Origin of the sequence: Enterobacter sp. 22452 (assembly GCF_052045065.1) — a bacterium.
Taxonomy (GTDB): domain Bacteria; phylum Pseudomonadota; class Gammaproteobacteria; order Enterobacterales; family Enterobacteriaceae; genus Enterobacter; species Enterobacter mori.
This window is the reverse complement of sequence record NZ_JBQEOB010000001.1, coordinates 795219-819391: the sequence shown is the minus strand read 5'-3', so window position 1 is coordinate 819391 and position 24173 is coordinate 795219. Positions and strand designations below refer to the sequence as shown.

General features: G+C 57.7%; 25 protein-coding genes and 1 riboswitch. Of the genes, 8 read left to right on the top strand and 17 right to left on the bottom strand.

Translation table 11 applies throughout. The annotated features are described in order from the left end of the window. Window positions 1-13 precede the first annotated feature (13 nt). Window positions 14-934 (bottom strand): DMT family transporter, encoded by a 921-nt coding sequence (locus tag ACTJJA_RS03885; protein WP_440666291.1) that lies wholly within the window; start codon window positions 932-934, stop codon window positions 14-16. A gap of 117 nt (window positions 935-1051) precedes the next feature. Beyond that, entirely contained in the window at window positions 1052-1222 is a 171-nt protein-coding gene (locus ACTJJA_RS03880; RefSeq protein WP_001273664.1) for a general stress protein, read from the bottom strand. A 392-nt stretch (window positions 1223-1614) separates the two neighbouring features. Here ACTJJA_RS03880 and wrbA point away from each other — a divergent pair, with 392 nt between their 5' ends. Together wrbA and ACTJJA_RS03870 are read left to right on the top strand one after the other, a co-directional pair. After that, complete coding sequence (wrbA, locus tag ACTJJA_RS03875; RefSeq protein ID WP_010429487.1) at window positions 1615-2211, top strand: NAD(P)H:quinone oxidoreductase; 597 nt, start codon at window positions 1615-1617, stop codon at window positions 2209-2211. A 20-nt stretch (window positions 2212-2231) separates the two neighbouring features. Next, window positions 2232-2459: a YccJ family protein gene (locus tag ACTJJA_RS03870; protein WP_155022706.1), complete on the top strand. Its 228-nt coding sequence runs from the start codon at window positions 2232-2234 to the stop codon at window positions 2457-2459. Between the two features lie 33 nt (window positions 2460-2492). Here the strand turns inward: ACTJJA_RS03870 and agp are convergent, their stop codons facing one another. Next, window positions 2493-3734: a bifunctional glucose-1-phosphatase/inositol phosphatase gene (gene agp, locus ACTJJA_RS03865; RefSeq protein ID WP_010429482.1), complete on the bottom strand. Its 1242-nt coding sequence runs from the start codon at window positions 3732-3734 to the stop codon at window positions 2493-2495. Window positions 3735-3885: 151 nt separating this feature from the next. On the opposite strand from agp, the gene ACTJJA_RS03860 reads away from it, so the two are divergent. Together ACTJJA_RS03860 and ACTJJA_RS03855 are read left to right on the top strand one after the other, a co-directional pair. After that, entirely contained in the window at window positions 3886-4329 is a 444-nt protein-coding gene (locus ACTJJA_RS03860; protein WP_126543657.1) for a winged helix-turn-helix transcriptional regulator, read from the top strand. A gap of 125 nt (window positions 4330-4454) precedes the next feature. Beyond that, window positions 4455-5249 (top strand): SDR family NAD(P)-dependent oxidoreductase, encoded by a 795-nt coding sequence (locus tag ACTJJA_RS03855; protein WP_440666287.1) that lies wholly within the window; start codon window positions 4455-4457, stop codon window positions 5247-5249. 1 nt (window position 5250) lies between these two features. On the opposite strand, the gene ACTJJA_RS03850 is transcribed toward ACTJJA_RS03855, so the two are convergent. After that, complete coding sequence (locus tag ACTJJA_RS03850) at window positions 5251-5610, bottom strand: winged helix-turn-helix transcriptional regulator (RefSeq protein ID WP_042718861.1); 360 nt, start codon at window positions 5608-5610, stop codon at window positions 5251-5253. 100 nt (window positions 5611-5710) lie between these two features. Here ACTJJA_RS03850 and ACTJJA_RS03845 point away from each other — a divergent pair, with 100 nt between their 5' ends. Then, on the top strand, window positions 5711-6460 hold the full coding sequence (locus ACTJJA_RS03845; protein ID WP_440666285.1) for an SDR family oxidoreductase: 750 nt from the start codon (window positions 5711-5713) through the stop codon (window positions 6458-6460). A 1-nt stretch (window position 6461) separates the two neighbouring features. Here ACTJJA_RS03845 and ACTJJA_RS03840 read toward each other — a convergent pair whose 3' ends face one another. Further along, entirely contained in the window at window positions 6462-6965 is a 504-nt protein-coding gene (locus ACTJJA_RS03840) for a DedA family protein (protein ID WP_440666283.1), read from the bottom strand. A 159-nt stretch (window positions 6966-7124) separates the two neighbouring features. Beyond that, window positions 7125-7294: riboswitch (M-box (ykoK) riboswitch) on the top strand. Window positions 7295-7354: 60 nt separating this feature from the next. Between ACTJJA_RS03840 and ACTJJA_RS03835 the strand changes: the two genes are divergently transcribed. Then, complete coding sequence (locus tag ACTJJA_RS03835) at window positions 7355-8356, top strand: magnesium transporter (protein ID WP_440666281.1); 1002 nt, start codon at window positions 7355-7357, stop codon at window positions 8354-8356. Between the two features lie 42 nt (window positions 8357-8398). Here ACTJJA_RS03835 and ACTJJA_RS03830 read toward each other — a convergent pair whose 3' ends face one another. Beyond that, window positions 8399-9475, bottom strand: coding sequence for a LacI family DNA-binding transcriptional regulator (locus ACTJJA_RS03830; protein WP_010429458.1), 1077 nt, complete (start codon window positions 9473-9475; stop codon window positions 8399-8401). A gap of 269 nt (window positions 9476-9744) precedes the next feature. Between ACTJJA_RS03830 and ACTJJA_RS03825 the strand changes: the two genes are divergently transcribed. Next, window positions 9745-11010, top strand: coding sequence for a maltoporin (locus tag ACTJJA_RS03825; RefSeq protein ID WP_010429455.1), 1266 nt, complete (start codon window positions 9745-9747; stop codon window positions 11008-11010). 111 nt (window positions 11011-11121) lie between these two features. Here ACTJJA_RS03825 and ACTJJA_RS03820 read toward each other — a convergent pair whose 3' ends face one another. The 6 genes from ACTJJA_RS03820 to ACTJJA_RS03795 all read right to left on the bottom strand — a co-directional run bounded on the left by ACTJJA_RS03820 (window position 11122) and on the right by ACTJJA_RS03795 (window position 18207). After that, window positions 11122-11364 (bottom strand): glucose PTS transporter subunit EIIB, encoded by a 243-nt coding sequence (locus tag ACTJJA_RS03820; RefSeq protein WP_072250618.1) that lies wholly within the window; start codon window positions 11362-11364, stop codon window positions 11122-11124. 111 nt (window positions 11365-11475) lie between these two features. Then, window positions 11476-13533 (bottom strand): beta-galactosidase, encoded by a 2058-nt coding sequence (locus tag ACTJJA_RS03815; protein ID WP_440666278.1) that lies wholly within the window; start codon window positions 13531-13533, stop codon window positions 11476-11478. Window positions 13534-13562: 29 nt separating this feature from the next. After that, window positions 13563-14765: a glycoside hydrolase family 53 protein gene (locus ACTJJA_RS03810; protein ID WP_440666276.1), complete on the bottom strand. Its 1203-nt coding sequence runs from the start codon at window positions 14763-14765 to the stop codon at window positions 13563-13565. A gap of 2 nt (window positions 14766-14767) precedes the next feature. Further along, window positions 14768-15619, bottom strand: coding sequence for a sugar ABC transporter permease (locus ACTJJA_RS03805; protein ID WP_042715482.1), 852 nt, complete (start codon window positions 15617-15619; stop codon window positions 14768-14770). 11 nt (window positions 15620-15630) lie between these two features. Next, window positions 15631-16935, bottom strand: coding sequence for a carbohydrate ABC transporter permease (locus tag ACTJJA_RS03800; RefSeq protein ID WP_024909615.1), 1305 nt, complete (start codon window positions 16933-16935; stop codon window positions 15631-15633). Window positions 16936-16992: 57 nt separating this feature from the next. Then, a complete protein-coding gene (locus ACTJJA_RS03795) occupies window positions 16993-18207 on the bottom strand; it encodes an extracellular solute-binding protein (protein WP_440666273.1) in 1215 nt (404 codons plus the stop codon). A 321-nt stretch (window positions 18208-18528) separates the two neighbouring features. On the opposite strand from ACTJJA_RS03795, the gene ACTJJA_RS03790 reads away from it, so the two are divergent. Then, complete coding sequence (locus ACTJJA_RS03790; protein WP_440666271.1) at window positions 18529-19644, top strand: ABC transporter ATP-binding protein; 1116 nt, start codon at window positions 18529-18531, stop codon at window positions 19642-19644. Here ACTJJA_RS03790 and hpxK read toward each other — a convergent pair. Genes hpxK through ACTJJA_RS03765 form a run of 5 tightly spaced genes read right to left on the bottom strand, consistent with a single transcriptional unit; the run spans window position 19641 to window position 24170 of the window. Then, complete coding sequence (hpxK, locus tag ACTJJA_RS03785; protein WP_440666269.1) at window positions 19641-20879, bottom strand: allantoate amidohydrolase; 1239 nt, start codon at window positions 20877-20879, stop codon at window positions 19641-19643. The two genes, ACTJJA_RS03790 and hpxK, sit on opposite strands and share 4 nt — an antisense overlap. Next, a complete protein-coding gene (locus ACTJJA_RS03780) occupies window positions 20876-22117 on the bottom strand; it encodes a pyridoxal-phosphate-dependent aminotransferase family protein (RefSeq protein WP_440666267.1) in 1242 nt (413 codons plus the stop codon). The genes hpxK and ACTJJA_RS03780 overlap by 4 nt, the downstream gene beginning before the upstream one ends. Before the next feature lie 13 nt (window positions 22118-22130). After that, window positions 22131-22868, bottom strand: coding sequence for an amino acid ABC transporter ATP-binding protein (locus tag ACTJJA_RS03775; protein ID WP_119934775.1), 738 nt, complete (start codon window positions 22866-22868; stop codon window positions 22131-22133). Continuing rightward, complete coding sequence (locus ACTJJA_RS03770; protein ID WP_071787484.1) at window positions 22849-23505, bottom strand: amino acid ABC transporter permease; 657 nt, start codon at window positions 23503-23505, stop codon at window positions 22849-22851. The genes ACTJJA_RS03775 and ACTJJA_RS03770 overlap by 20 nt, the downstream gene beginning before the upstream one ends. Continuing rightward, window positions 23505-24170 carry an amino acid ABC transporter permease gene (locus ACTJJA_RS03765; RefSeq protein ID WP_440666265.1) on the bottom strand — a complete coding sequence of 222 codons (666 nt, stop codon included), beginning with the start codon at window positions 24168-24170 and terminating at the stop codon, window positions 23505-23507. Before ACTJJA_RS03765 ends, ACTJJA_RS03770 begins: the two co-directional genes overlap by 1 nt. Between the last annotated feature and the right edge of the window lie 3 nt (window positions 24171-24173).

Below are 24173 nucleotides of genomic sequence, written 5' to 3'. Positions count from 1 at the left end.
AGCGTGCGCGTTGTTAGCTATCTGCCCCTTGTTCAGTGCCTAACCCGGCAATCGACTTACGTCGTTTTTTTAACTTTAACTCACTCACCAGCACCCCGGCGACGATAAATGCCGCGCCCACCAGGGCCAGCAGCGTCAGACGCTCCCCGGCGAGTCGTCCAAAAATCCCTGCCCAGACCGGTTCACCAGTATAAATCACCGTCGCACGGGTTGGCGATACGCTGCGCTGCGCCCAGTTCATGGTGACCTGAATAATGGCGCTGAAGATACCCAGCCCCAGTGCGACCACAACCAGCCCGGTGGACATCGGCGGTACGGACTCCCCTGCCGGAACCATCGTCGCGAAGGCCACCAGCGACGCCGTGGCGAGCTGCACCACCGTCACGCGCTTGACGTCCACCTTCCCCGCCCAGGCGCTAATCAGAATAATTTCCGCCGCAATGGCAATCGCCCCAATCAGGGTGATGATTTCGCCCGGTCCCAGCGCCAGCAGGTTATTTTCCGGCCCGGCAAGTAAGATCAGGCCGATAAACGCCAGCACGATGCCAATACAGGACATCAGGCCCGGAATTCTGCCGAGGCAGAGCCACTGCAATAGCGGCACCAGCGGCACATACATGGCGGTAATAAACGCGGATTTGCTGCTGGAGATAGTCTGTAAACCCCACGTCTGCAGGCTGTAGCCCATCGCTATCGCCACACCAATCGCCACGCCGGCCTTAAGTTCTTTAAGCGTCAGCCCCCGCAGCGTTTTAAGTGAAATCAGCCCTACGGCCAGCGCCGCCGTCGCAAAGCGCAGACCGACAAAAAAGAACGGATCGCTGAGGGTTACCGCGTACTGAACGGCCAGAAACGTCCCGCCCCAGAACATGGTGATGAGAATGAGGATGGCTTCCTGCGGTTTTATGGAGAATTTGAAGCGTGAGACAGACATGCGGCACTCGTAATTAAGATCAATTCTCTAGTGTGCGTTGCCTTTGGTTACAGTTCAATGTTGCAGAAATAAAAAAACCGCCGGGAAATCCCGGCGGCAGGGGTTCAACCCGGCGTGTTACTTATTGCTGCCGTGGCTGTTTTTGCCCCCTTTTTTACCAGCCTCTGATGCGCGCTGAGGGTCATTTTTGAAGTTACCCCCGCTGGACTGGCCACCTTTACGACCTGCTTCTGATGCTCTTTCACGGTCTTCAGCGAAATTACCTGAACCACCACGATGGTTTGCCATCTCTAACCTCCAGAGTGTGAAACATTAGACATCATATTGCATTCAGTAAAAGAGGATTCTTTCACCTCGCGACTCAAGGACAGTGCCTTTATCTGTGCCGCGTGAAACTAAGCTTAGTGGAATGCGGCTATCCAGCAAGCCAGAGGTAATATTCTGCAACATGATCTCAGTCTTTTGGGTGAGACGACGCGACGGTAACTCATAAGCCTTTCTTATCATTTCAAAATTCGACTGAGAGAAAGTTGTTTCATTTTGCTACAAAGCCATTTTTGTAATCATATTGTTATAAATCAAAGAAATGCCGTTCATTTTTGCAGTCTGGCTGTGATGGCATATCTTTAAAAGAACGCAGCGATCCGCTGTCAGAAAAAACAAACGAGGAGTGATGCAAAATGGCAAAAGTTCTGGTGCTCTATTATTCCATGTATGGACACATTGAAACCATGGCTCACGCGGTCGCAGAAGGTGCAAACAGGGTTGATGGCGTGGAGGTTGTGGTCAAACGCGTACCGGAAACCATGCAGGCGGAAGCCTTCGCGAAAGCCGGGGGGAAAACGCAAAACGCCCCGGTCGCCACCCCGCAGGAGCTGGCAGATTATGATGCCATTATCTTCGGCACCCCGACCCGCTTCGGCAATATGTCGGGCCAGATGCGCACCTTCCTCGATCAAACTGGCGGACTTTGGGCATCCGGGGCGCTCTACGGCAAACTCGCCAGCGTTTTCAGCTCTACCGGCACCGGCGGCGGTCAGGAGCAGACGATTACCTCAACCTGGACTACCCTTGCTCATCATGGGATGGTGATTGTGCCGATTGGCTACGGCGCGCAGGAGCTGTTTGACGTTTCCCAGGTGCGCGGCGGTACGCCTTACGGTGCGACCACCATTGCCGGTGGGGACGGTTCACGCCAGCCAAGCAATGAAGAACTGGCTATCGCCCGCTACCAGGGTGAACACGTCGCGGGTCTGGCCAAAAAACTGAACGGCTAACACCCAACAGGAGGACAAGCATGCCAACTCAAGAATCCAAAGCTCACCACGTGGGCGAATGGGCAAGTTTACGCAATACCTCTCCGGAGATTGCCGAAGCTATCTTTGAAGTCGCGAAATACGATGAAAAGCTGGCCGAGCAGATTTGGGAGGAAGGTAACGATGAGGTGCTGGTGCGCGCCTTCAAAAAAACGGATAAAGACTCGCTCTTCTGGGGTGAGCAAACCATCGAACGTAAAAACGTCTAAGCGTTGCCCCCCGCCGCAGCGGGGGGTTCTCTTTTACTTCGCCGCGTTATTCATGACCGCATTGAATTTATCGACAGGGCAGAAGCCGTTCGCATCCACCGGACAGTCTTTCAGCTCCAGCGTCACGCGCTGCGCAGGCGACTGCAGCGACAGCACGCTGGCGTTACGCAGCTGCTCTGAGCTCTGGTAGACATACTCAATTTTCATCAGCTCGCGGTTGGCATTTTTGTCATGCCAGCGCTGGAAGACAATCTTGCCGCCAATCGGGGTGCGCTCCTGCTGGTCGTGCAGCTGATACGGTTTGAAATCCAGCGCGGTGAGCAGGGAAGCAATGTTCGAATCATGCCCCACCAGCAGGGTGATTTTCGGCGCTTTTGCCTGTTCGGTGACCAGCGTTTTATCGATATATTTCACCAGCGGTTTCGCCACGTTTTGCGCCACCTCGGTGGAGGTAAAGAGCGAATCCTGGTAACCGTTTTTCAGCTTCGACAGCACACGCCACTGCTGGTCAGTTTTGATTTCACCCCAGGCCACCTGGTCGGCCGGGAAGCCTTCGTAATACTGCAGCGTAAACGCATCCACCAGCGAGTTACCCACTTTCAGCGGCCCGGATACGCCTGGCTCTTTTTCATAGTCGGCGCTGAAGGTGTCTTTCGCGTCTGCCAGCGAGCAGACCTTTTTCTCTTTGCAGGACGGAGAATCCGCGTAGTTCGTCATCTGCTCCAGCAGCTTATAGCTTTCGCCAAGCTGCATTTTCTGCCGTTCCGTCTCCATTGCCTTCAGCGCTTTTTCACGGAATTCCGGCGAATTATCGGTAATCACCGGGTTAAAGGTCGGATCCATGGTGCCCATTTTTTCCTGATGGTGCACGGGAACGTCGCAGCCCGGGAACGCGCCGGTGATAAAGAATTGCGCGGTGGCGACGGTGCGCTGCAGGCTGTTGGCGTAGGCATAAACGCTATCCGCAGGAGGACATTCTCCGGTGGTTACCATTCCCTGCTGCGCCAGCCACTCGCGCATGTAATGGCCCATATAGACCTCCAGCACGCCCCCCTTGGTGGTGAGCTGACCGCCCGGCACTTCCCACTCCGGCCACTGCTTCGGCGTGGACTGCTCCAGCACGCTGCCGTTATTGGCGAGCGGCGCGCGCAGGTTGTGACGGCTCATGATTAAAACTTGCTCCAGCTGATATCCGTCTGGCGTCTCCTGCGCCTGTGCGCCAAAGGTCACTGAAAGGGTACCTGCGACTGCAACTGCGAGTAGTGCTTTTCTCATCCCTTATTCCTCACGCGTTTTATTGTTGCGGCGAGTGTGACACATTCGTGACAGTTTTTTCGGGAAGCATTTCTCAAACTGATGATTAACGTGCTTACGGTGTGTGCCAATTAGTTTTATAATAAAACCACACCCTACCGGAGAATTGACCGTGAAACGTACCCGCCTTGAAGAGAGCACCTGCCCCGTCGCCCGTTCGCTGGATATCATCGGCGACTGGTGGTCGCTGCTGATCGTGCGCGACGCGCTGCGCGGGATTAAACGCTTCGGCGAGTTCCAGAAAAGCCTCGGTATCGCAAAAAACATGCTGACCACGCGGCTGAAGCTGCTGGTCGACGAAGGGATCCTCCGGCTTCAGCCCGCGTCCGACGGCAGCGCCTGGCAGGAATATGTCCTGACCGATAAAGGGCGCGCCCTGCAAACGGTGCTGGTTGCCCTGTCCCAGTGGGGGAATGAATTTTTGTTTGCTGAAAACGAATGTGGCACCGTGCTGGTCGATAGCGAACAGCGCAAACCCCTGCGCAGGTTGGCGCTTATTGCCGACGATGGGCGCGAACTGACGCCTGAAGAGATCGTGGCTAAACTCCCCTCCTGATCGTTCCCGATGGCAAAAGCACAAAATGCCCACCAAAATGGTTGCATTATAAAACCAAATGGCAGAGAGTTAATTAAGTTTCATATTGAAACCAAATAACCCACTTTGCTTTGAGGTAACACACGATGACTACGCAAATCACCACCGCCCTGATTACGGGCGCCTCTTCCGGGATTGGTGCCGTTTATGCCGATCATCTTGCCGCGCGCGGTGCCAACCTGGTGCTGGTTGCCCGCCGCGAGGATCGCCTGAAAACCCTCGCTGCCGACCTGCGCGCGCGCTATGGCGTGGCCGTCGATATTCTGGTGGCCGATCTCACCGACGAGACCGGGATCCGCGCCGTGGAAGAGGAGCTGCGCAGCAATACCGCCATTGACACGCTCATTAACAACGCGGGCACCGCCCAGATGGCGCCGTTCCTCGCCGGTGAAGTAGCGCAGCATCAGGCCATCAACACCCTGAACACCACGGCGCTGATGCGTCTGACCTACGCCATCCTGCCCCGCCTGGCGCAGAACAATCGCGGCACGCTGATCAATATCGCGTCCGTGCTGGCCCTGCACGTGCGGGCGGGCAGCGCGCTCTACAGCGCCACCAAGGCGTGGGTACTGAGCTTTACCCGTGGGCTACAGGAAGAGTTTGCCGAGAGCAATGTGCGCATTCAGGCCGTGCTGCCCGCCGCCACGGCGACAGAAATCTGGAGCCATTCAGGCGTCACGGTGAACGATCTGCCGGAAGGCTCGGTGATGACCACCGACGATATGGTCGATGCGTCGCTGGCGGGTCTGGATCAGGGCGAACCGATCACCATCCCGCCGATGCATGATGCAGGCCTGTGGGAGCGCTACGAAGCGGCGCGCCTTGAGCTGTTCAACAGCGCGCGCACCGGCATTCCGGCACCGCGCTACGTAAAACGCTAGCCTAACGCTCCAGCTGGTCGCCGTATTCGCTCACCCAGGCGGCCAGCGGAGAAAGCGCCCCCTGAAGGGTTAGCCCAAGGTCGGTTATCTGATACTCCACGCGCGGCGGGATCTCCGGATAGACCGTCCGCGTCACCAGCCCGCGCTGTTCAAACAGGCGAAGCTGTTTGGTCAGCTCTTTTTGGGTGATGGGCGCGGCCGCCCTCAGCAGTTCGCCAAACCGCACGGGCGTATTGAGGATAATCAGGCGATAGAGGATCGGGATCGCCCATTTACCGGAAATCAGGTTCACAAACTGCGTCATTGGGCAGGTGTAAACCTCAGATTTTTTTTCGCATGACACGTCCAGCATTTCTGCCATAGCACACCTCTTGCCGCGTTAGTATCCATTTGGTACCTGGTTTCCTTTCGATACTAACGTTTCTATAGTGCTTTCTCCAGTGACATTTCAGGAGAAGAACATGGGTCGTTTAACAGATAAATATACGCTGATTACCGGCGGCACCAGCGGCATCGGTCTTGCCACCGCGCAGGCGTTTATCGCCGAAGGCGCGCGCGTCGCCGTGACCGGACGCAACCCGGACACCCTCGCCGAAGCAGAACGTATTCTTGGCGATAAGGCCTGGGTGATCCCGACCGATGCGGGCGATATCGCGTCGCAAAAAGCGCTGGCGGAAACCCTCGCCGCTCGCTGGCCGCGCCTCGACGCGGTGTTTCTCAACGCTGGCGACGTAACGCACGCGCCGCTGGAAGCCTGGCAGGAGGATGCCTGGGACCGCCTGATGGGCATCAACCTGAAGGGACCGTTCTTTTTAATTCAGGCGCTGCTGCCGCTGCTGAATAACCCATCGTCGGTTATCCTCTGCGGCTCCGTGAGCGCGCGCATCGGCCTGCCCACCAGCAGCGTGTATGCCGCGAGCAAGGCCGCCCTGCTGTCTCTGGCGCGCACGCTGTCGGCGGAGCTGCTGCCGCGCGGGATCCGCGTCAACGGTCTGAGCCCCGGTCCGGTGGAAACCCCGGCGTTTTCGAAGACGGGCCTGAGCGATGAGGCGCTTAACGCGATGATGGCAGAGGTCATCAAGCTGGTGCCGCTCGGCAGAATGGGCTCGACGACGGAGCTGGCAAAAGCCGCGCTCTATCTGGCGTCCGACGAGTCGAGCTATACGGTAGGAACGGAGCTGCTGGTAGACGGCGGAATGGGAAGTTTGTAACTCAAAAGGCGCTGATGCCGGTGACCGCGCCGACATACAGCGCCGCCCATACGCAGGCGGAAAGCAGGCTGACGGCGTAGACCTTGACTGCATTCAGCCTGAGCATCCCTGCCGCCAGCGGCACAACGTAACGTAACACCGCCAGAAACCGCGACGTAAACAGCACGATGACACCGTTCTTTTGCAGCTGGTGCTGTACCCGCAAGAACTTATCGGCATGCTTCGACGTGAAACGCGTGACCAGCCGGGTATGCCCCATCAGTTGGCCGATATGGTAGTTCAGCACCGACCCCGCCGTTGCCCCCATCACCACGGCAAGCCACGCCAGCGCAGGATGCATGCTCCCCTGGCCGACGCTGATGCCCGCCAGCAGCATCACCGAGGCGGGCGGCAGCGCGGAGGAGACCAGCACCGTGGATTTACTCAGCGCCATCACGAATAACAGCGCGAACAGATGTGCCGGGTAGAGCGCAAAATGATCCAACAACGTATCAAACCACGCCATTTACCCTTCCCCCACGAATTATGTCATCCTCCATTTAAAATGAATAAACTTAAATAAACCCTCAACGTTTAATTAATAAAATTCTTCTAAACCATTCTTAAACATTATTTAATTTCCTGAGCGGCAAAATGAAATAAGCGTATTATCCCTCACGCTTTACAACGATCTCGTTATGGCGAGGCTCCTGTACAAATACACGTTATCGCTCTGGTGGGTTCGAGAGAACCGGCACAGGGTAAAACAGGCACTGTCGAATCAAGGCTTTGTCAGTATAACTTCCCTCACGGGATACGGTGTACAGTGCTGAACCCAGGACGTGGGGATCTCCTCTTCGACATGCCCTGTCTTGCTCGCCCCTGAGAGATGTTATTATTCAAAGGGAATTCACTATGTCTTACGCTATCCACAACCAAAATCTGGCATTCAATGACAGCGCGATCGCGCAATATATGAATACTGACTTTATCGTCCTTGATATTTCATTATGCGTGGCCCTCGCGCGCGAGCAGTTTTTTCAAAGATTAAAAGACGACGATATTCCATCGCATATTTTTATCGAAGATAACGGCCGCCTCGCGGGCATGATTGCCGTGCGCAAACTTTTGCAGACTACCGATACGCTGCAGTCCGTTAAGGCGCTGATGATTTCGGAATTTATTCAGGTAAAACCCGAAGATGAACGTGCGGACGTGGCAGGCGTGCTGGCCCACGCCGGGGCGGATGTGGTGCCCGTGGTCACGCACGGCAAGCTCGTCGGCTGCCTGACCGAGCGCGAGATCGCCCATCTGCTGGAAGATGACGTCACCGAAGATGCGCAGCTTCAGGGTGCAACGCTGCCGCTGGAAAAGCCGTATCTGGAAACCAGCGCCTTTAGCCTGTGGAAAAAACGCTCCGTCTGGCTGCTGCTGCTGTTTGTCGCGGAAGCCTATACCAGCTCGGTGATCCAACATTTCGAGGAGGCGCTGGAGTCCGCCATTGCGCTGGCGTTCTTTATTCCGCTGCTGATTGGCACGGGCGGCAACAGCGGGACGCAGATCACCTCCACGCTGGTGCGCGCGATGGCGCTGGGAGAAGTCCACCTTCGCGACGTCGGGCGCGTGCTGCGCAAAGAGATGACCACCTCGCTGATGATTGCCGCCACGCTCGGTATCGCCGGGTGTATCCGCGCCTGGATGATGGGTATCGGCCTGGAGATCACGTTTATCGTCAGCCTGACGCTGGTGTGTATCACGCTCTGGAGCGCGATTGTGTCGTCCGTGATCCCGATGGTGCTCAAGCGCTGCCGGATCGACCCTGCCGTGGTGTCCGCGCCGTTTATCGCCACGCTGATTGACGGGACCGGGTTGATTATCTATTTCAAAATTGCCCAGTACACGCTGGGGCTGGAGTAAGCTTGCGAGCACCTCATTCACGTGATTGAGGTGCTCACTTCGCTACGCATCGCCGAGCTGATGCGCGATCTCACGCAGCTGCTGGGCAAGCGCCTGCAGGTTTTTCCCCTTCTCCCCTTTTGGTCCGGTGGACTGACGCACCACCAGACGGGCAGGTAAAATCGAGGACATGCGCTGGGCATTCTCTTCACCGCTGTCGAGAATACGGCGCACCGCCTCTTTACCCTGCAGATCTAAATCCAGCGATACCGTCGTCAGCGCCGGGTAGAAGAACGAGCTTTCATAGGTGTCATCGTAGCCAATCACCGACTTCTCGCCCGGAATTGAAATCTGCTGCTGATGGAACGCGCTCAGCACGCCGAGCGCCATCTGGTCGTTAGCCACCAGCACGGCGGTAAACTGCGCCGTTTCCCGCAGCATTTGCAACGCTCCCGAATAACCGCTTTGCGCATCCCAGTTGCCGCGAATGACCGATGCCGGCTCCAGGCCGTAGCCCTTCAGGGTCTCGATCCAGCTTTTCAGCCTCAGCTGCGCCGACACGGAAGACGTCGGTCCCGCCAGCAGGGCAATGTCGCGATGACCCAGTTCGTAAAGATATTTGACGCTGGCGCGGGTGCCGTCCGCCGGGTTAAACGAAACGTTAAACACGGAACTGTACGGGTCCACGTCGAGGAACAGGCAGACAATGTCATCGTTGTCGGTGGCGATTTTCTGCGCCGCTTCAGCCTCCAGCGGCACGTTGATGATCACTTTGCTCACCAGCTGAGATTTCAGCTCGTTGATGGAGTCCTGAATGCTGTGGTTGACGTTCTCATCAATCATTGAGATCAGTACCTGGTAGCCTTCCACATTGGCATAGCGTTTCACCGCCGCCGCAACCTGCGAAGGCGCGTGCAGCGCCAGCGAAATGGTCACCAGCCCAACGGTCTGGCTCTGCTTGCCCACCAGCTGCTGAGCCAGTCGGTTGGGTACATACCGCAATAACTCTATGGATTTCTCCACCTTGCTGCGCGTGGCGTCGGATACATTGGCAGATTTATTCAGTACCCTGGACACGGTCTGATAGGAGACGCCCGCATGGCGTGCCACGTCCTCTAACGTTGCGCTTTTCGACTTCATGGTCCGGTTCCTTATGTTGTTATGCGCTGATTGTAACAGGGGTGCTGAAAAAAAACGCTTACCACCCTCTCGCTGCGGACATAACCCCATCAAAAAGTATGACGCTCACAATGCCATAATTTGTGTCCAATCTCATTACCTGTAACAAAATTGTCTATTTTATTTGCAGTTAATCACACATTTCGGATCGTGTAATTGCCAGTTAACGGGTTTAGGCATTTTATGACAGCGGATTTGTGAACGTATTACAAAACAATAAGAGGGTTACAATGAACACGACGATCCGCTCTGTATCTGTTGCGTTGGCTGCCGCGCTGGCATCGCCTTCGCTGTTTGCAGCGTCTTCAGTACCGATTGATTTTCATGGATATCTTCGCTCCGGCGTGGGCGTCTCACGGGATGGTGGGATGGAAGAGTGGCAAAAAAACAAAATTGGCCGTCTGGGTAACGAGGCCGACACCTACGGCGAGCTGGAGCTAGGCTCGGAGGTATACAAAAAGAACGACGTCAGTTTCTATCTCGACAGCATGGTGAGCATGGTCTCAGACGGCTCCAACGACAATGAAACCACCTTAGATGACGATGCCCAGTTCGGCCTGCGCCAGCTTAACCTGCAGATCAAGGGGCTGATCCCTGGGGATCCCAATGCGGTGATTTGGGGCGGTAAGCGCTACTACCAGCGCCATGACCTGCACATCATTGATACCAAATACTGGAATATTTCCGGATCCGGTGCGGGTATCGAGAACTACACGCTTGGCCCGGGCGCAGTCTCCGTTGCGTGGATCCGCGGCGATGCCAACGACGTGGACTACCGCGTGGATGGCGACAGCGACGTTAACATCAACTACATCGACCTTCGCTATGCGGGCTGGAAGCCGTGGGCGGGCGCGTGGACGGAAGTGGGTATTGATTACGCCATGCCAAACCCGACCAACAAGCAGAAAGAGTACGGCGGGCTGTACGAGGCCGATAACGGCGTGATGGTCACCGGTGAAATCAGCCAGGATATGTTTGGCGGCTATAACAAGCTGGTGCTGCAGTACGCCAATAAAGGTCTGGCCCAGAACATGGTGTCACAGGGTGGGGGCTGGTACGACATGTGGAACTACGTGAACGACGCCACCGGCTACCGCGTGATTAACACCGGCTTAATTCCGATTACCGACAAGTTCTCCTTTAACCACGTCCTGACATGGGGCTCGGCAGACGACACCACGCAGTATACGGACAAATCACGCCTGGTATCGCTGGTGGGGCGCGCACAGTATCAGTTCACCGAATACGTGCGTCTGATTGGCGAAGTGGGCGGATTCTACCAGGAAGATACTTACACCGACGGCACTAAGTACAAGCAGAGCGGCGAGAAGTACACCCTCGCGCTGGGCCTGGCAGATGGCCCTGAGTTTATGTCACGTCCTGAACTGCGCGTGTTCGCCTCCTATCTGAATGACTCCGAAAAAGGGCAGTCCTTCGAGGATGGCACGGCCAACAATACCTGGAACTTTGGTGTGCAGGTCGAGGCCTGGTGGTAAGTCGTAAGTCTTAATTCATAATTTGCGTTAATCGTTATCGTATCTCCAGCAACCTGCAGTCTATTTTACTGCTTTGGGATAGCCATTACTTTGGCTATCCCTTTTTTATATTTACTGATTAAAATGTTCGTCTAATAATTTCCGTAACGTATCAGACTGCCTGCCGAATATAGCGTGCACCTGCTGACCGATAATAATCACCCCCAGCGCCCCCTCATTCTGTAACGCCTGTGAATCGACCTTATTTAAATCTTTTACCGTCACGCGCAGGCGGGTAATACAGGCTTCGACGTGCTCGATATTATCGTCGCCGCCAAATGCCGGAATCAAACGCTGGGTAATTTGACTGTCCATAATACGCCTCTCTGTTATGCAGATAAAAAAATGCCCGCTCGGGGAGCAGGCGTTTTGTGCCTTGTTGCCGGGTGGCGCTGCGCTTACNAGCGCAGCGCCGCCGGGCGGTTCTTACGCCTTACGCCTAAGCACCCGGCAGTCCCACGCCAGCAGCACGGTATCGCCCGCAGCGGCGGCGTCGGTCATACAGTCGGTATACCCCTGCGGCAGCGTGATGAGCTGCTGCTGGGCCGTGTAGTTCTGCACAAACACCCAGGCGGTTTCGCCATCCGTGCGCGCCGTCGCGACCACGCCCGGAGGGAAATCCCCTTCGACTGCGCGCGGCAGCGCCAGCTCGTCGATAATCCCGGCGAAGAAATCGCGCTGGAACGGCAGGTCGTTGCGCGACGCCACGTGCCACGCCTTGCCTTTGCCGAAGCGGTTGACCGTCACCGCAGGGCGACCGGCGTAGAAATCATCCCGGTAGGTCGCCAGCGCCTGCGCGGATTCAGTATGGATCAGCTCGCACAGATGCCTGACCTGATACGGCCCCTGCAGGCCCGCCGCATTGCCCGCCAGCCCCTGAACCAGGTTTCGCTCCCCCTCGCCCAGGCAGTCAATCTCTTCCGCCCAGATGCCGAGGAGCTTGCGCAGCGGGCCCGGGAAACCGCCGAGGTGGCAGAGATCGGTCTCATCCACTACCCCGCTCCAGTAGGTCGTCACCAGATGCCCGCCCGCAGCCACAAAGGCTTCCGCCCGCTCGGCGAAACCTTCACGCACCATGTAGAGCATGGGGGCAATCACCAGCGCGTAGCGGCTCAGATCGCCGTCAGCGTCGATGACGTCGACCGCGATGCCCTTTTCCCAGAACGGGCGATAGTGTTCGTTGACGGTTTTTTCGTACTCCAGCCCCATGTTGCGCGGGCCTTCGGCATCGTCCAGCGCCCAGCGGTTTTGCTGGTCAAAGATAATGGCCACGCGCGCGTCAGTGCGGCACCCCACCACCTCAGGCAGACGCGCCAGCATCTCCCCCAGACGCGTCACTTCGCGCCCGACGCGAGTATCAAGATGCCCCACGTGATCGATAATCGCACCGTGGAATTTCTCCACCGACCCGCGGCTCTTACGCCACTGGAAGTACTGCACAGAATCCGCCCCGTGCGCCACCGCCTGAATAGAGGAGAGAATATGCATCCCCGGCTTTTTCAGCTTGCTGGTCGGCTGCCAGTTGGTGGTGCTCGGCGTGGATTCCATCAACACAAAGGGTTTACCGCCCTTCAGGCTGCGCATCATGTCATGGTACATGGCGGTATAGCAGGCCAGCTGCGTTTCGTCTTTCTCCTTGTGCCACATCGGGTAGCTATCCCAGGAGATGAAGTCGATCGCTTTCGCCAGCTGCCAGTAGTCGTAATCGTAGAAATACTCCATAAAGTTGGTCGTCACCGGCAGTTCGGCATTGGCGGCCTTCAGCGGTGCCACTTCATGCTGGCAAAAATCGGTGACCTGCGCGGTATTGAAGCGGCGCCAGTCGAGATTCAGGCCGTGAATCGACATTTCTCCCTGCGGCGCGGGGGACTCAATCTGCGACCAGTCGGTGTAGGTATGGCTCCAGAAGGTACTCCACCACGCATGGTTCAGCGCGTCGAGGGTTTTGTAGCGCGCCTTTAGCCAGTCGCGGAAGCGTTCCTGGCACAGGCTACAGTGGCATTCGCCGCCGTACTCATTGGAGATATGCCAGCCCAGCACCGCCGGATGATGCGAATAACGCGCCGCCAGCAGGCTGTTAATTTTCATCGTCTTTTCGCGGTAGACCGGAGACGACATGCAGTGGTTATGACGCCCGCCGTGCAGCGCGGGGACGCGGTTGCGCCCGACGCGCAGCACTTCCGGATATTTTTTCGACATCCATGCCGGACGTGCGCCGCTCGGCGTAGCGAGAAATATATGAATGCCCGCCGCATAGAGTTTTTCAATAATGCTGTCCAGCCAGGCAAAATCATATTCTCCTTCCTGCGGCTCCAGTTTCGCCCAGCTAAATATCCCCACCGACATGACATTACATTTCGCCTGCTGCATCATGGCGATATCTTTTTCAATAATACCGGGGTAATTCTCCCATTGCTCCGGGTTATAGTCGGCGCCATGCAATAACGCCGCGACCTTTGGACTTAAAGGCGCAAATTTATTCATATTTAAAACGTCCTGAATGGAGATAAAAACTAGTTAAATACCGTTATTGACGGCAGCACTTTACCCTGGCAATCAAATAACGCCTGATTCTCGCGGGCATTACCCTCTTTCCATTCGTCATGGATATATTTCATGCCGGTTTTGGTGGCCCACGTGGTGCCCGGAACGGTAATCCAGGTCGGTTCCCAATAAAAGATGCCCTTGCCGCGACGGTCAGGCACATCAATAACGGACTGCATTAAATCGTGAATATAGTCGTACTGACCCTGAACGGTGCCGGGATAGCCGCCGTCCTTTTCTTCTTTGGCCTGGAAGCTGTTCTCGGCGTTATCGCAGTTCTCCAGCGTGTAGCCGTAGGCCGCTTCCACCACAATCACGTCTTTGTTATAGCGCCTGCTGATGTCATCCATATTGGCCTTCAGCGCGCTAACCGGGCCGTTCCAATAGGTGTACATCGACAGGCCGATGATATCGAACGGCACGTCGCGCTTCGTGATTTCATCAAACCACCAGCGGAAGGTGTCATTTTTGGTGCCTTCGGCCAGATGGAGCATGATTTTCACCTGCTCGCCGTCGGTCAGGTTCTCCTTTAGCCCGCCAATCGCGGCGTTGAGCAGCCCGGCCAGGCGGTCAAATTCGCCGCCGCCCTGCCCCCAGCTTTTCCCTTCCGGCCACAGCATGCCGCCGTTAATTTCGTTTCCTATCTGCACCATGTCCGGCAATACGCCCTCTTTCTTAAAGCGGGCGATCGTGTCGCGGGTATAGTCATGAATAGCCGTTTTCAGCTGCGGATAGTCCATCTTCTCCCAGGCTTTTGGCTTGAACTGTTTGCCCGGATCGGTCCAGAAATCGCTGTAGTGGAAATCGAGCAGCAGCTTCAGGCCCTGCGCCTTTACGCGCTTCGCCAGCGCGAGGGTGTTTTCGAGATTATTACTGCCGCCGCCGTAGGTGTTGCCGTCGGCATCCTGCGGATCAACCCACAGGCGCAGGCGCACGGTGTTCACGCCGTTGGCTTTGAGGATAGCAATCGCGTCCTGCTGCTGGCCGCTCTGGTTATAAAATTTGGCGCCATGTTGTTCCGCTTCCAGCAGCGTCGAAATATCCGCGCCCTTGATAAAGTCCGTGGGCATGGCGTTAAAAGGACGCGTTTTCACCCCGTCCGCAGCAAACGCGCTCGCGGCCAGGCCACATGAGAGGCAAACGGCAAGTAAAGCAGGTTTGAGTCTTTTCATGATTATCCTTTGGTACTCCCGGAGGTCAGGCCGGAGACGAAGTATTTTTGTAAGGCCAGATAGAGGATCGCTACCGGCACCGCAATCAACACCGCGCCTGCCGCGTAGGTGGTGTAGCTGGCACCCATTTTTTGCGCCACCAGGTTATAGAGCCCGATGGGTAAAGTGTATTTATCCGGGGTGCGCAGAATCGTGCTGGAGAGGATGAAATCCCCCAGCGGCCCGGTGAAGGAGAACAGCGCCACCACCGCCACAATCGGCTTCGATAGCGGCATGATAATTTCGATGAAAATCCGGAAATTACTGGCCCCGTCCATGCGCGCGGATTCATCCAGATCTTTTGGGATGGCGTCGAGGTAGCCTTTCATCAGGTAGGTATTCATCGGGATCATGCCGCCCACGTAGATCAGCACCAGCGCCAGATGGCTGTTGATGAGGCCCAAAAGCTGCGACAGCACGAAGATGGCAATCAGCGCCGAGAACTGGGGGATCATCTGCAGGAGCAGGAACAGCATCAGCCCGTTCTGGCGTCCCTTAAAGCGAAAGCGCGAAAAGGCATAGGCGGTAAAGCTGACGCTGATTAAGGTCAGCACCATGGTCAGGAAGCTGATTTTCATCGAATTCCAGTACCAGGTCATGTAGTTCACCTGGCCGTTAAACAGGTCGGCGTAGTGCTGCACCGAAAAGTTCTCAGGAATAATTGAGGAGCTGAGCAGGCTATTACCCGCGTTGAACGACGCGCCGACCGTCCACACCAGCGGGTAGATGATAATCGTCGACACCAGCACGATAACCAGCCAGGAGAGCGAGAGGCGTACCCACTTCTCACGTTTAATACTTTGTGATTGAGCCATTGTTACGTCCCTTACGCCATGTCGTCGTTTTTGAAAGATTTGGTGGCGCGGAACTGCCACAGCGCCAGGCCGACGACAAAGATCGACAGCAGGATAGTGATGGTCGCCGCAATCGCGTACTGCGACGACGACATGGTGAGCTTGTAGATCCACGACACCAGGATATCTGTCCCACCCGCATTGGACCCCACCACCGCCGGCCCGCCGTTGTTGAACAGGTAGATGATGTTGAAGTTATTGAAGTTGAAGGTGTATTGGGTGATCAGTATTGGCGCAATCGAGTACAGCACCAGCGGCAGCGTGATGGTGCGCAGCTTGGTCGCACTGCTGGCCCCGTCCATGGTCGCCGCTTCGTACAGATCGTCAGGGATCGCCTGCAGCACGCCGGTTGTCATAGCAAAAACAAACGGGAAGCCGAGCCAGGTCTGCATCAGGATCAGCGCCGTTTTGGTCCAGAACGGATCGGTCATCCAGGCTTTAGGCGCAATGCCGAAGAAGGCCAGAATGGCGTTGTTTATCACACCGAAAGAGTCGTTGAACATTCCGGCAAACACCAGAATGGTGACAAAGCCCGGCACCGCCCACGGCAGAATGAAGATGGTGCGGATAAGCGGCTTAAAGCGCAGGTCTTTCTGGTTCACCAGAATAGCCAGCAGCACGCCCACGGTACATTGCAGCGTGGTGGCGAGCAGCGTCCAGACCACCGTCCACTGCAGGACGTCAAAGAAGGTTGAGCGCCAGATGGAGAGCGTGAAAATATTGATGAAGTTCTTAAACCCAACCCAGTCCACCAGCTTAGCCGGCGGCGTGTGGTAAAGATTGTAGTTAGTAAAGGCAATGGCAAAACCGAAGAGGATCGGGAAAACCACCACAAACACCAGCAAAATAAAGCCCGGCGTGATCATCAGATACGGAAAGCCGTCGCTTAGCAGCATCTGATACTGCTTACGCACGCTGTTTAGCCCCAGCCCTTCATCGCGTTTTCGACCGTTGACCCAGGCATCGCGCATCGACAGGTAATACACCATCACGCCAAATGCGGCGATCAGTACGCTAATGATCCCTTCTGCCAGCAGGAAGATGGAGTTATCCCGCGGCACTTCCTCCCCCAGCGTCACCAGCCCCCACAGCCCTTCGCGCAGGAAATCGGCAAAAACGCCGATAAAACTGGCCAGCAGCACCAGGAAGATAACGCCCTTCAGCCACTGGCGGTGATAGAACTGGCCGAAGCCGGGGATGACCGCCAGCAGCAGGCCGGTCCAGGCGTGACGCCCGGCCCCGTGCGGTCTGGCAAAATTTTCCGGGATGATACTCACAGACAACTCCTTTCAATAAAACGGGAGAGCAGCCTCCCGTTCTGCGACGTCAGAAAATTACTGGTTGCTGGCCTGCATGGCTTCGATTTGCATCTGGACCTGTTTCTCTGCGCTGTCCAGCGCGGCTTTGGGATCCTGTTTGCCGGTCAGGCTCAGCTCCAGCGCGGCGTTGGCCGGCCCCCAGACTTCGCCCATTTCAGGGATACCCGGCATGGCGGTGGCTCGCGCGGCCTGCACCGCAACGGCGCTCGCCTTCTCGTCGTTCTTGATTACCGGGTCGTCGATCATTGCGGTCAGCGGCGGGATCTCCCGCGTGGCCACGTAGCGGGTTTTCACGTACTGCGGCTGGTTGATGAATTCGATAAATTTCTGCGCCAGCGCTTTGTCCTTGCTCCAGGTGGAAACGACGTAGCCTTTCACGCCGAGGAAGGAGCTCATTGGCTTGCCGTCCGGCAGCGTGGGCAGCGGCGCCACGCCGTAGTTGATGCCTGCCGCTTCATACGGCTGGAACGCCCACGGGCCGTTGATCACGGCAGCCGCTTTCTTCTCGGTGAACAGGGAGTCGATAGCGTTCAGGCCGTTGTCACCGACTATCCCGGCCGGGAAAATATCGTCAGCGTAGAATTTTTTCAGGTACGTCACGGCTTCTACCGCACCCGGCTTGTTCAGGCCGACGTCGCTGGCGTTATAGCCGCCTTTGCCGTTTTGACCGAAGATGTAGCCACCCATCGGGGAGATCGCGCCCCAGCTGTAGTAGATCTGATCAAACTTGGCGAGCAGGCCGTACTGGTTTTTTGCGCGCTGCTTTTTAGAAAAGTCATACCAGTCCTGCAGCGAGTTGAGCGGCTTGTCGATGAGATCTTTGTTGTAGATCAGCACCAGCGTCTCAACCGCTTTCGGCACGCCGTAGAGGGTGTTATCCATTTTGAAGGCGTTAATCGAGGCCGGGGTGTACTGTTCGGTCTGCTTAGCCTCCAGATTCAGGGGGGTCAATAACCCTTGCACGACGGCGCCGCCCAGCTGATCGTTAGGAATGACCAGCACGTCCGGGCCAATGCCTGCCGGGCCGTCCAGGCGCAGTTTTTCCAGCTGCTGTGCGTAAGGGGTTTCCTGCACGTTGACCTTAACGTCGTACTGTTTTTCAAAGTCCGCGACCGCATCTTTAATACCGGACGACTTCTTGATGTCTTCCCAGACGTTAATCTGCGCGGTGGCGTGAGCCTGTACCGCGAGCGTAGAGAGGATCAGAGCAGCGAGTATGTTCTTTTTCATTATCAACCTCATGTGAAGGTATAACAATTTTATGGCTGTTATTGCATCTGACGCCCTACAAACCCCGCTATATATCCTGATAAAACTGGCGTTGTACGTCTGACACCAAATGCCTTTGGTTTGTTATACGCTACCCTTCACATCATGATAACTCTACATAAAACTGTAAGTTGTGTGATCGTCATAACATTAATGGAATATCTGTATAGGGCGCATGAATGCTGGAAGTTATAGTCAAGGCAGACAAATTGCACCGTCCGGCCACGTTGAACACAATTGTTATACGTAAAACTTGCTGGGCGATTTACCTGGGGAACACTGATGTCGAACATACAATTGAGGAATGTCACCAAGCGCTTTGGCGACACCGTCACGCTCCACAACGTTAATCTTGATATTGAGGACGGTGAGTTTGCCGTATTCGTCGGGCCTTCCGGCTGTGGCAAATCCACTATGCTGCGCATGATTGCCGGGCTGGAGGAGATAAGCGAGGGTGAAGTGCTGATCGGTAACGAGGTAATGAACGACATCGCCCCTTCCCATCGGGGTGTGGCGATGGTCTTTCAGTCCTACGCGCTCTATCCGCATATGACGGTGGCCGAAAACATGGGCTACGGGCTGAAGGTGAATAAAGTGCCGAAAGATCAGATCCGCCATCAGGTCGAGATGGTCGCCAAAACGCTGCAGCTCTCCCACCTGCTGGACCGCAAACCCAAACAGCTCTCGGGCGGGCAACGCCAGCGCGTCGCGATTGGCCGCGCTATCGTGCGTAACCCGCGCGTCTTTATGTTCGATGAGCCACTTTCCAACCTGGATGCCGAACTGCGCGTGGAGATGCGCCTGCACCTCGCTCGCCTGCACCAGGAGCTAAAAACCACCATGGTGTATGTCACCCACGACCAGATCGAAGCGATGACCCTGGCCGACAAAATTGTGGTCATGAACTACGGCAAGGTGGAGCAGATGGGCGCGCCGATGGATCTCTACTACAAGCCGGCGAATAAGTTTGTCGCCGGGTTTATCGGTTCGCCGAAGATGAACTTTCTCCCCGCGACCGTTGAAACCTGGCAGCCGGGCAAGCTTAGCGTCAGGCTATCACAGCAGAAGTCGCTCACGCTCGCGATAACCACCACACCGCTGCAGCCGGGCAGTCAGGTCACGCTGGGCATCCGTCCGGAACATTTAACCACCGACCTTCACCGCGGCACGCGGCTGGAATTTAACTGTGAAGTGGTGGAGCGACTGGGAAACAATACTTACCTGTTTGGGCAATGCTATGGCCATGACAATGTGAAGATCTTGCTGCCGGGCGACGTGAAGTTCGCGCCCTGGCAGAAGATAGACGTGGTCTTCGACGATCGCCACTGCATGGTCTTTGACGAGCAGGATGTCCGGGTGAGCGCGGATATCGACGATGCGGTGCGTTCGGTGGCTTAACGCGCGCCACCGTCAGCCAGTTTTCTCACCGCTAGCCCAAACGCCTCAATCGCCAGGGCAACATCCTCAGCCATCACCGATTCCGCCGGATGGTGGCTGACGCCCCCTTTGCAGCGCACAAAGAGCATGCCGACCGGCCAGCGTTCTGCCAGCGCGATGGTGTCATGCCCGGCACCGCTCGGCAGCGATAATGAGCGCCCCTGCACCGACTCAACGGCCTGCCCCAGCAGATCCTGCAAACGCGCATCGCACGGCGTGGCGGCGATACGGTAAAACTCCTCGGCGCTGAAGCTCAGCCCGCGACGAGCGGCGATGGTTTGCGCCTGCGCCAGCAGTTCCGCGAGGAGCGCGTCCAGCGGGGCATCCTGCGGGCCGCGAATATCCAGCGAGAGCGCAACCTCACCGGGGATCACGTTGACCGCACCGGGCAGGCAGCGCAGTTCACCGACCGTCGCCACCAGATTGCCGCCCTGCTGCAGGGTCGCGTGTTCAATGAACACCATCCATTCGGCGGCGGCGGCCAGGGCATCTTTACGATGGTTCATCGGCACGGTGCCCGCATGCCCGGCCTCGCCAGTGAAGCGGCAGTTAAGGCGACGCGCGCCGTTGATGGCTTCCACCACGCCCAGCGCCAGACCTTCCTGCTCCAGACACGGTCCCTGTTCGATATGCAGTTCCAGACAGGCGCTGAAATCGTCCTGATGGCGTGCCGCCAGCGCCACGCGGGCGGGATCGAGCCCCGCCTGCACCATCGCCTGCGCCACGCTGATGCCACTGGCATCACACGTCTCCAGCCAGCCCTGCGGCCAGGTGCCCGTAATGCCCCGGCTGCCTAGCAGGGTGATCCCAAAACGGGTGCCCTCTTCGTCGCCAAAGCCGACAATCTCGACCGCCTGGGCCAGATGCAGCCCCTGCTGGTGCAGGCTGTCCACCACTTCGATGGCGGTGAGCACCCCGAGCATGCCGTCGTAGCGCCCGGCGTTGCGCACCGTGTCCAGATGCGAGCCGAGCAGCACCGCCTGCGCCCCTTCCTGCACGCCCTCATAGCGTCCACAGATATTGCCCACGCTGTCCTGCCAGACGGTCATACCCGCCTGGCGCATCCACTCTCCGACCAGCTGGTTGGCCTGCAGATGCTGCGCCGAGAGGTAGACCCTTGTCAGCGCATCCGGGGTTTCGCTGATGGCGGCCAGCGCGTCGGCGCGCGCCATCACCCGTTCTGCCGCCGGGCTCATTGCGGCGTCTCGCGGCGATAGTGGTCCCACGCGGCCTGCATGGCGGCACCCTGCGTGGTGGTGAATTTCAGATAGTTCAGCACCGACTCCAGCGCGCTCAGGGTGGTCATCACGCAGTCTTTGCGCGCGTTGTAGCCCATGGTGCCAATGCGCCACACTTTGCCGTGCAGCGGGCCAAACGAGGTGCCGATTTCAATCCCGAAATCCTCCAGCATCAGCTTGCGCACCTGGTCGCCGTTGACGCCCTGCGGTATCACCACGCCCAGCACGTTGTTCATCTTGTGCTTCAGGTCGCCGAAGGTCTCCAGCCCCATCGCCTGAATGCCCTTCAGCAGCGCATCGCCGTGCAGCCTGTGGCGGGCGATGCCGTTATCCAGCCCTTCCTGCAGGATCAGCCGCGCGCATTCGCGGGCGCCAAACAGCGCGGTCGTGGCTTCGGTGTGGTGGTTCAGCCGCTCCGGCCCCCAGTAGTCCATCACCATGCCGAGATCGAAGTAGTTGGAGTAGATCATCTCCTCGTCGCCGTCGCGGTGGGCGTCGGTGCGAATGCCTTCCTCGACGCATTTACGGCGGCGGATCGCCTCTTCCATGCGCGCGCTCAGGGTGATCGGCGACGTGCCCGACGGGCCGCCGAGGCACTTCTGCATCCCGGCCGACACCGCATCCAGCCCCCAGGCGTCGGTCTCCAGCGCGTTACCGCCGAGGGACGCGGTGGCGTCGGTATAAAACAGCACGTCGTAGCGGCGGCAGATGGCACCGAGCTCCGCGAGCGGCTGCAGCATCGTGGTGGAGGTGTCGCCCTGCACGGTCAGCAGCAGGCGCGGGCGAATACGCTTAATCGCATCCTCGACCTGGTCCGGCGTGAACACCTCGCCCCACGGCACCTCAATGGTATGCACTTCCGCGCGGCAGCGGCGGGCAATTTCGCACAGCAGATGACCAAAGCGGCCAAAGACCGGCACCAGCACCTTATCTCCCGGGCGAATGGCGGAGACCAGAACAGCTTCAATTCCCGCGCGGGAGGTGCCGTCCACCAGCATCGTCCAGCGGTTTTCGGTGCGAAACACCCCGCGATAGAGCGCCATCACCTCGTTCATGTAGTGGGTCATGGCCGGATCGTACTGGCCGATCAGCTGGCTCGACATGGCGCGCAGCACGCGCGGGTCGGCGTTGATCGGGCCCGGCCCCATCAGCAGGCGCTGGGGCGGGTTGATTTGCGGAAAGTGTGCGATATCCATTAGTCAGTCCTTATCAGTTGAGGCCGCGCACGGAGGAGATGAACTGCTTCAGTTCCGTGGTCTGCGGGTTGGCGAACAGCGTTTTGCTGTCGCCCTGCTCCCAGACTTTCCCCTGGTGCATAAACACCACGCGGTCGCCCACTTCGCGGGCAAAATTCATTTCATGGGTAACAAGTATCAGCGTCATCCCCTCGGCGGCCAGCTGCTCCAGCACCCTGAGCACTTCGCCCACCAGCTCCGGGTCGAGCGCGGAGGTGATCTCGTCACAGAGTAAAACTTTTGGCGACATCGCCAGCGCCCGGGCAATCGCCACGCGCTGCTGCTGGCCGCCGGAGAGGCTCGACGGGTAGTAATCCAGACGGTCACCGAGGCCGACTTTTTCCAGCATGCGCTGCGCCAGCTCGCGGCATTCGGCGGCGCTTTTCTTCAGCACCCGACGCGGGGCGAGCATTACGTTTTCCAGCGCCGTCATGTGCGGGAACAGGTTGAAGCTCTGGAACACCATCCCGACCGAGCGGCTGATTTCACGCGCCTGAGAATCCCGGTCGGTAATGGTCATTCCGCCGAGCTTGATGCTGCCGTCCTGATAGCCTTCCAGCCCGTTGATGCAGCGCAGCAGCGTGCTTTTGCCCGATCCGCTGCGCCCGATAATGGAGATCACCTGGCCCATGTCGATATCCAGATCGACGCCCTTGAGCACGTGGTTATCGCCGTAGTACTTCTGCACCTGATTAATGGTGATGAGAGGCATTGAATTTCGTCTCCAGATAGCGGCTGTAGCGCGACAGCGGATAACACAGAATAAAGTAGCCCAGCGCCACCAGCGCAAAGACCTTAAACGGCTGATAGGTCACGTTGGTCAGCATCGTCCCGGCCTTGGTCAGCTCGATAAAGCCGATAATCGACGCCAGCGCGGTGCCTTTGATCACCTGCACGGCAAAACCGACCGTCGGGGCGATGCCGATGCGCAGCGCCTGCGGGGCGACCACGCGAAACAGGGTCTGGCCAAAGGTCAGCCCTAGACAGCGCGAGGCTTCCCACTGCCCTTTCGGCAAGGCGCGAATACTGCCAAACCAGATATCGAGCAGAAACGCGCTGGTGTAGAAGGTTAACGCCAGCGAGGCGGCGGTCCACGGCGAAACGTCGATGCCGAACAGCGCCACGCCAAAGAAGGCAAGGAACAGCTGCATCAGCAGCGGCGTGCCCTGGAACAGCTCAATGTAGCCGCGGATAATGCGCCTCACCGCCCGCCCGCCCGTCAGGCGCAGCAGCAGGAGCGGCAACGTCACCGCCGCGCCGCCGACGAACGCCACCAGCGACAGCAGCACCGTCCAGCGCCCGGCCAGCAGCAGGTTGCGAATAATGTCCCAGTCGGTAAAGGTGGTCATCATGCCTGCACCCCCAGCCATTTGCGTCCTGCCGCCATCATCAGCTGGCGCAGGGTAATCGACAGCGCTAAGTAAATGCCGGTTGTCACCAGATAAACCTCAAAGCTCAGAAACGTTCTGGACTGGATCAGGTTGGCGGCGAAGGTCAGCTCTTCATACGAGACCTGCGACACCACCGACGAGCCGAGCATCACGATGATGCACTGGCTCACCAGCGCCGGGTAAATGCGCTGCAGCGCGGGCGGCAGCACCACGCGGATAAAGGTCTGCAGACGGGTCAGGCCGAGCACACGTCCGGCTTCCCACTGCCCTTTCGGCGTGACCTGAATGCCCGCGCGGATAATCTCGGTGCTGTAGGCACCAAGGTTCACCACCATAGCCAGCAGCGCCGCTTCCCCCGCCGTCATCTTCAGCCCCAGATTCGGCAGGCCGAAGACGATGAAAAACAGCTGCACCACAAACGGCGTGTTGCGGATGATTTCCACGTACGCGCCCCAGAGCCGGCTGAACCAGGTGGTGCGTCCGCTGCGGATCGCCGCCCCGAAAATCCCTATCGCCAGGCCGCCGACGGTCGCCATCACCGTCAGCTGAACGGTGACCCACAGCCCCGCCAGCAGCTCCGGCCAGTACGGCCAGAGCGCTGAAAAATCGAGTTGCTCAGCCATAGC

Excerpts from the sequence above, each read along its gene's own strand:
- ACTJJA_RS03765 (WP_440666265.1), bottom strand. The coding sequence starts at position 24,170 with ATGGCTGAGCAACTCGATTTTTCAGCGCTCTGGCCGTACTGGCCGGAG.
- agp (WP_010429482.1), bottom strand. The coding sequence starts at position 3,734 with ATGAGAAAAGCACTACTCGCAGTTGCAGTCGCAGGTACCCTTTCAGTG.
- wrbA (WP_010429487.1), top strand. The coding sequence starts at position 1,615 with ATGGCAAAAGTTCTGGTGCTCTATTATTCCATGTATGGACACATTGAA.
- ACTJJA_RS03790 (WP_440666271.1), top strand. The coding sequence starts at position 18,529 with ATGTCGAACATACAATTGAGGAATGTCACCAAGCGCTTTGGCGACACC.
- ACTJJA_RS03825 (WP_010429455.1), top strand. The coding sequence starts at position 9,745 with ATGAACACGACGATCCGCTCTGTATCTGTTGCGTTGGCTGCCGCGCTG.
- ACTJJA_RS03815 (WP_440666278.1), bottom strand. The coding sequence starts at position 13,533 with ATGAATAAATTTGCGCCTTTAAGTCCAAAGGTCGCGGCGTTATTGCAT.
- ACTJJA_RS03805 (WP_042715482.1), bottom strand. The coding sequence starts at position 15,619 with ATGGCTCAATCACAAAGTATTAAACGTGAGAAGTGGGTACGCCTCTCG.
- ACTJJA_RS03850 (WP_042718861.1), bottom strand. The coding sequence starts at position 5,610 with ATGGCAGAAATGCTGGACGTGTCATGCGAAAAAAAATCTGAGGTTTAC.
- ACTJJA_RS03855 (WP_440666287.1), top strand. The coding sequence starts at position 4,455 with ATGACTACGCAAATCACCACCGCCCTGATTACGGGCGCCTCTTCCGGG.
- ACTJJA_RS03780 (WP_440666267.1), bottom strand. The coding sequence starts at position 22,117 with ATGGATATCGCACACTTTCCGCAAATCAACCCGCCCCAGCGCCTGCTG.
- ACTJJA_RS03770 (WP_071787484.1), bottom strand. The coding sequence starts at position 23,505 with ATGACCACCTTTACCGACTGGGACATTATTCGCAACCTGCTGCTGGCC.
- ACTJJA_RS03880 (WP_001273664.1), bottom strand. The coding sequence starts at position 1,222 with ATGGCAAACCATCGTGGTGGTTCAGGTAATTTCGCTGAAGACCGTGAA.
- ACTJJA_RS03775 (WP_119934775.1), bottom strand. The coding sequence starts at position 22,868 with ATGCCTCTCATCACCATTAATCAGGTGCAGAAGTACTACGGCGATAAC.
- ACTJJA_RS03810 (WP_440666276.1), bottom strand. The coding sequence starts at position 14,765 with ATGAAAAGACTCAAACCTGCTTTACTTGCCGTTTGCCTCTCATGTGGC.
- ACTJJA_RS03845 (WP_440666285.1), top strand. The coding sequence starts at position 5,711 with ATGGGTCGTTTAACAGATAAATATACGCTGATTACCGGCGGCACCAGC.
- ACTJJA_RS03835 (WP_440666281.1), top strand. The coding sequence starts at position 7,355 with ATGTCTTACGCTATCCACAACCAAAATCTGGCATTCAATGACAGCGCG.
- ACTJJA_RS03830 (WP_010429458.1), bottom strand. The coding sequence starts at position 9,475 with ATGAAGTCGAAAAGCGCAACGTTAGAGGACGTGGCACGCCATGCGGGC.
- ACTJJA_RS03870 (WP_155022706.1), top strand. The coding sequence starts at position 2,232 with ATGCCAACTCAAGAATCCAAAGCTCACCACGTGGGCGAATGGGCAAGT.
- ACTJJA_RS03840 (WP_440666283.1), bottom strand. The coding sequence starts at position 6,965 with ATGGCGTGGTTTGATACGTTGTTGGATCATTTTGCGCTCTACCCGGCA.
- hpxK (WP_440666269.1), bottom strand. The coding sequence starts at position 20,879 with ATGAGCCCGGCGGCAGAACGGGTGATGGCGCGCGCCGACGCGCTGGCC.
- ACTJJA_RS03885 (WP_440666291.1), bottom strand. The coding sequence starts at position 934 with ATGTCTGTCTCACGCTTCAAATTCTCCATAAAACCGCAGGAAGCCATC.
- ACTJJA_RS03795 (WP_440666273.1), bottom strand. The coding sequence starts at position 18,207 with ATGAAAAAGAACATACTCGCTGCTCTGATCCTCTCTACGCTCGCGGTA.
- ACTJJA_RS03820 (WP_072250618.1), bottom strand. The coding sequence starts at position 11,364 with ATGGACAGTCAAATTACCCAGCGTTTGATTCCGGCATTTGGCGGCGAC.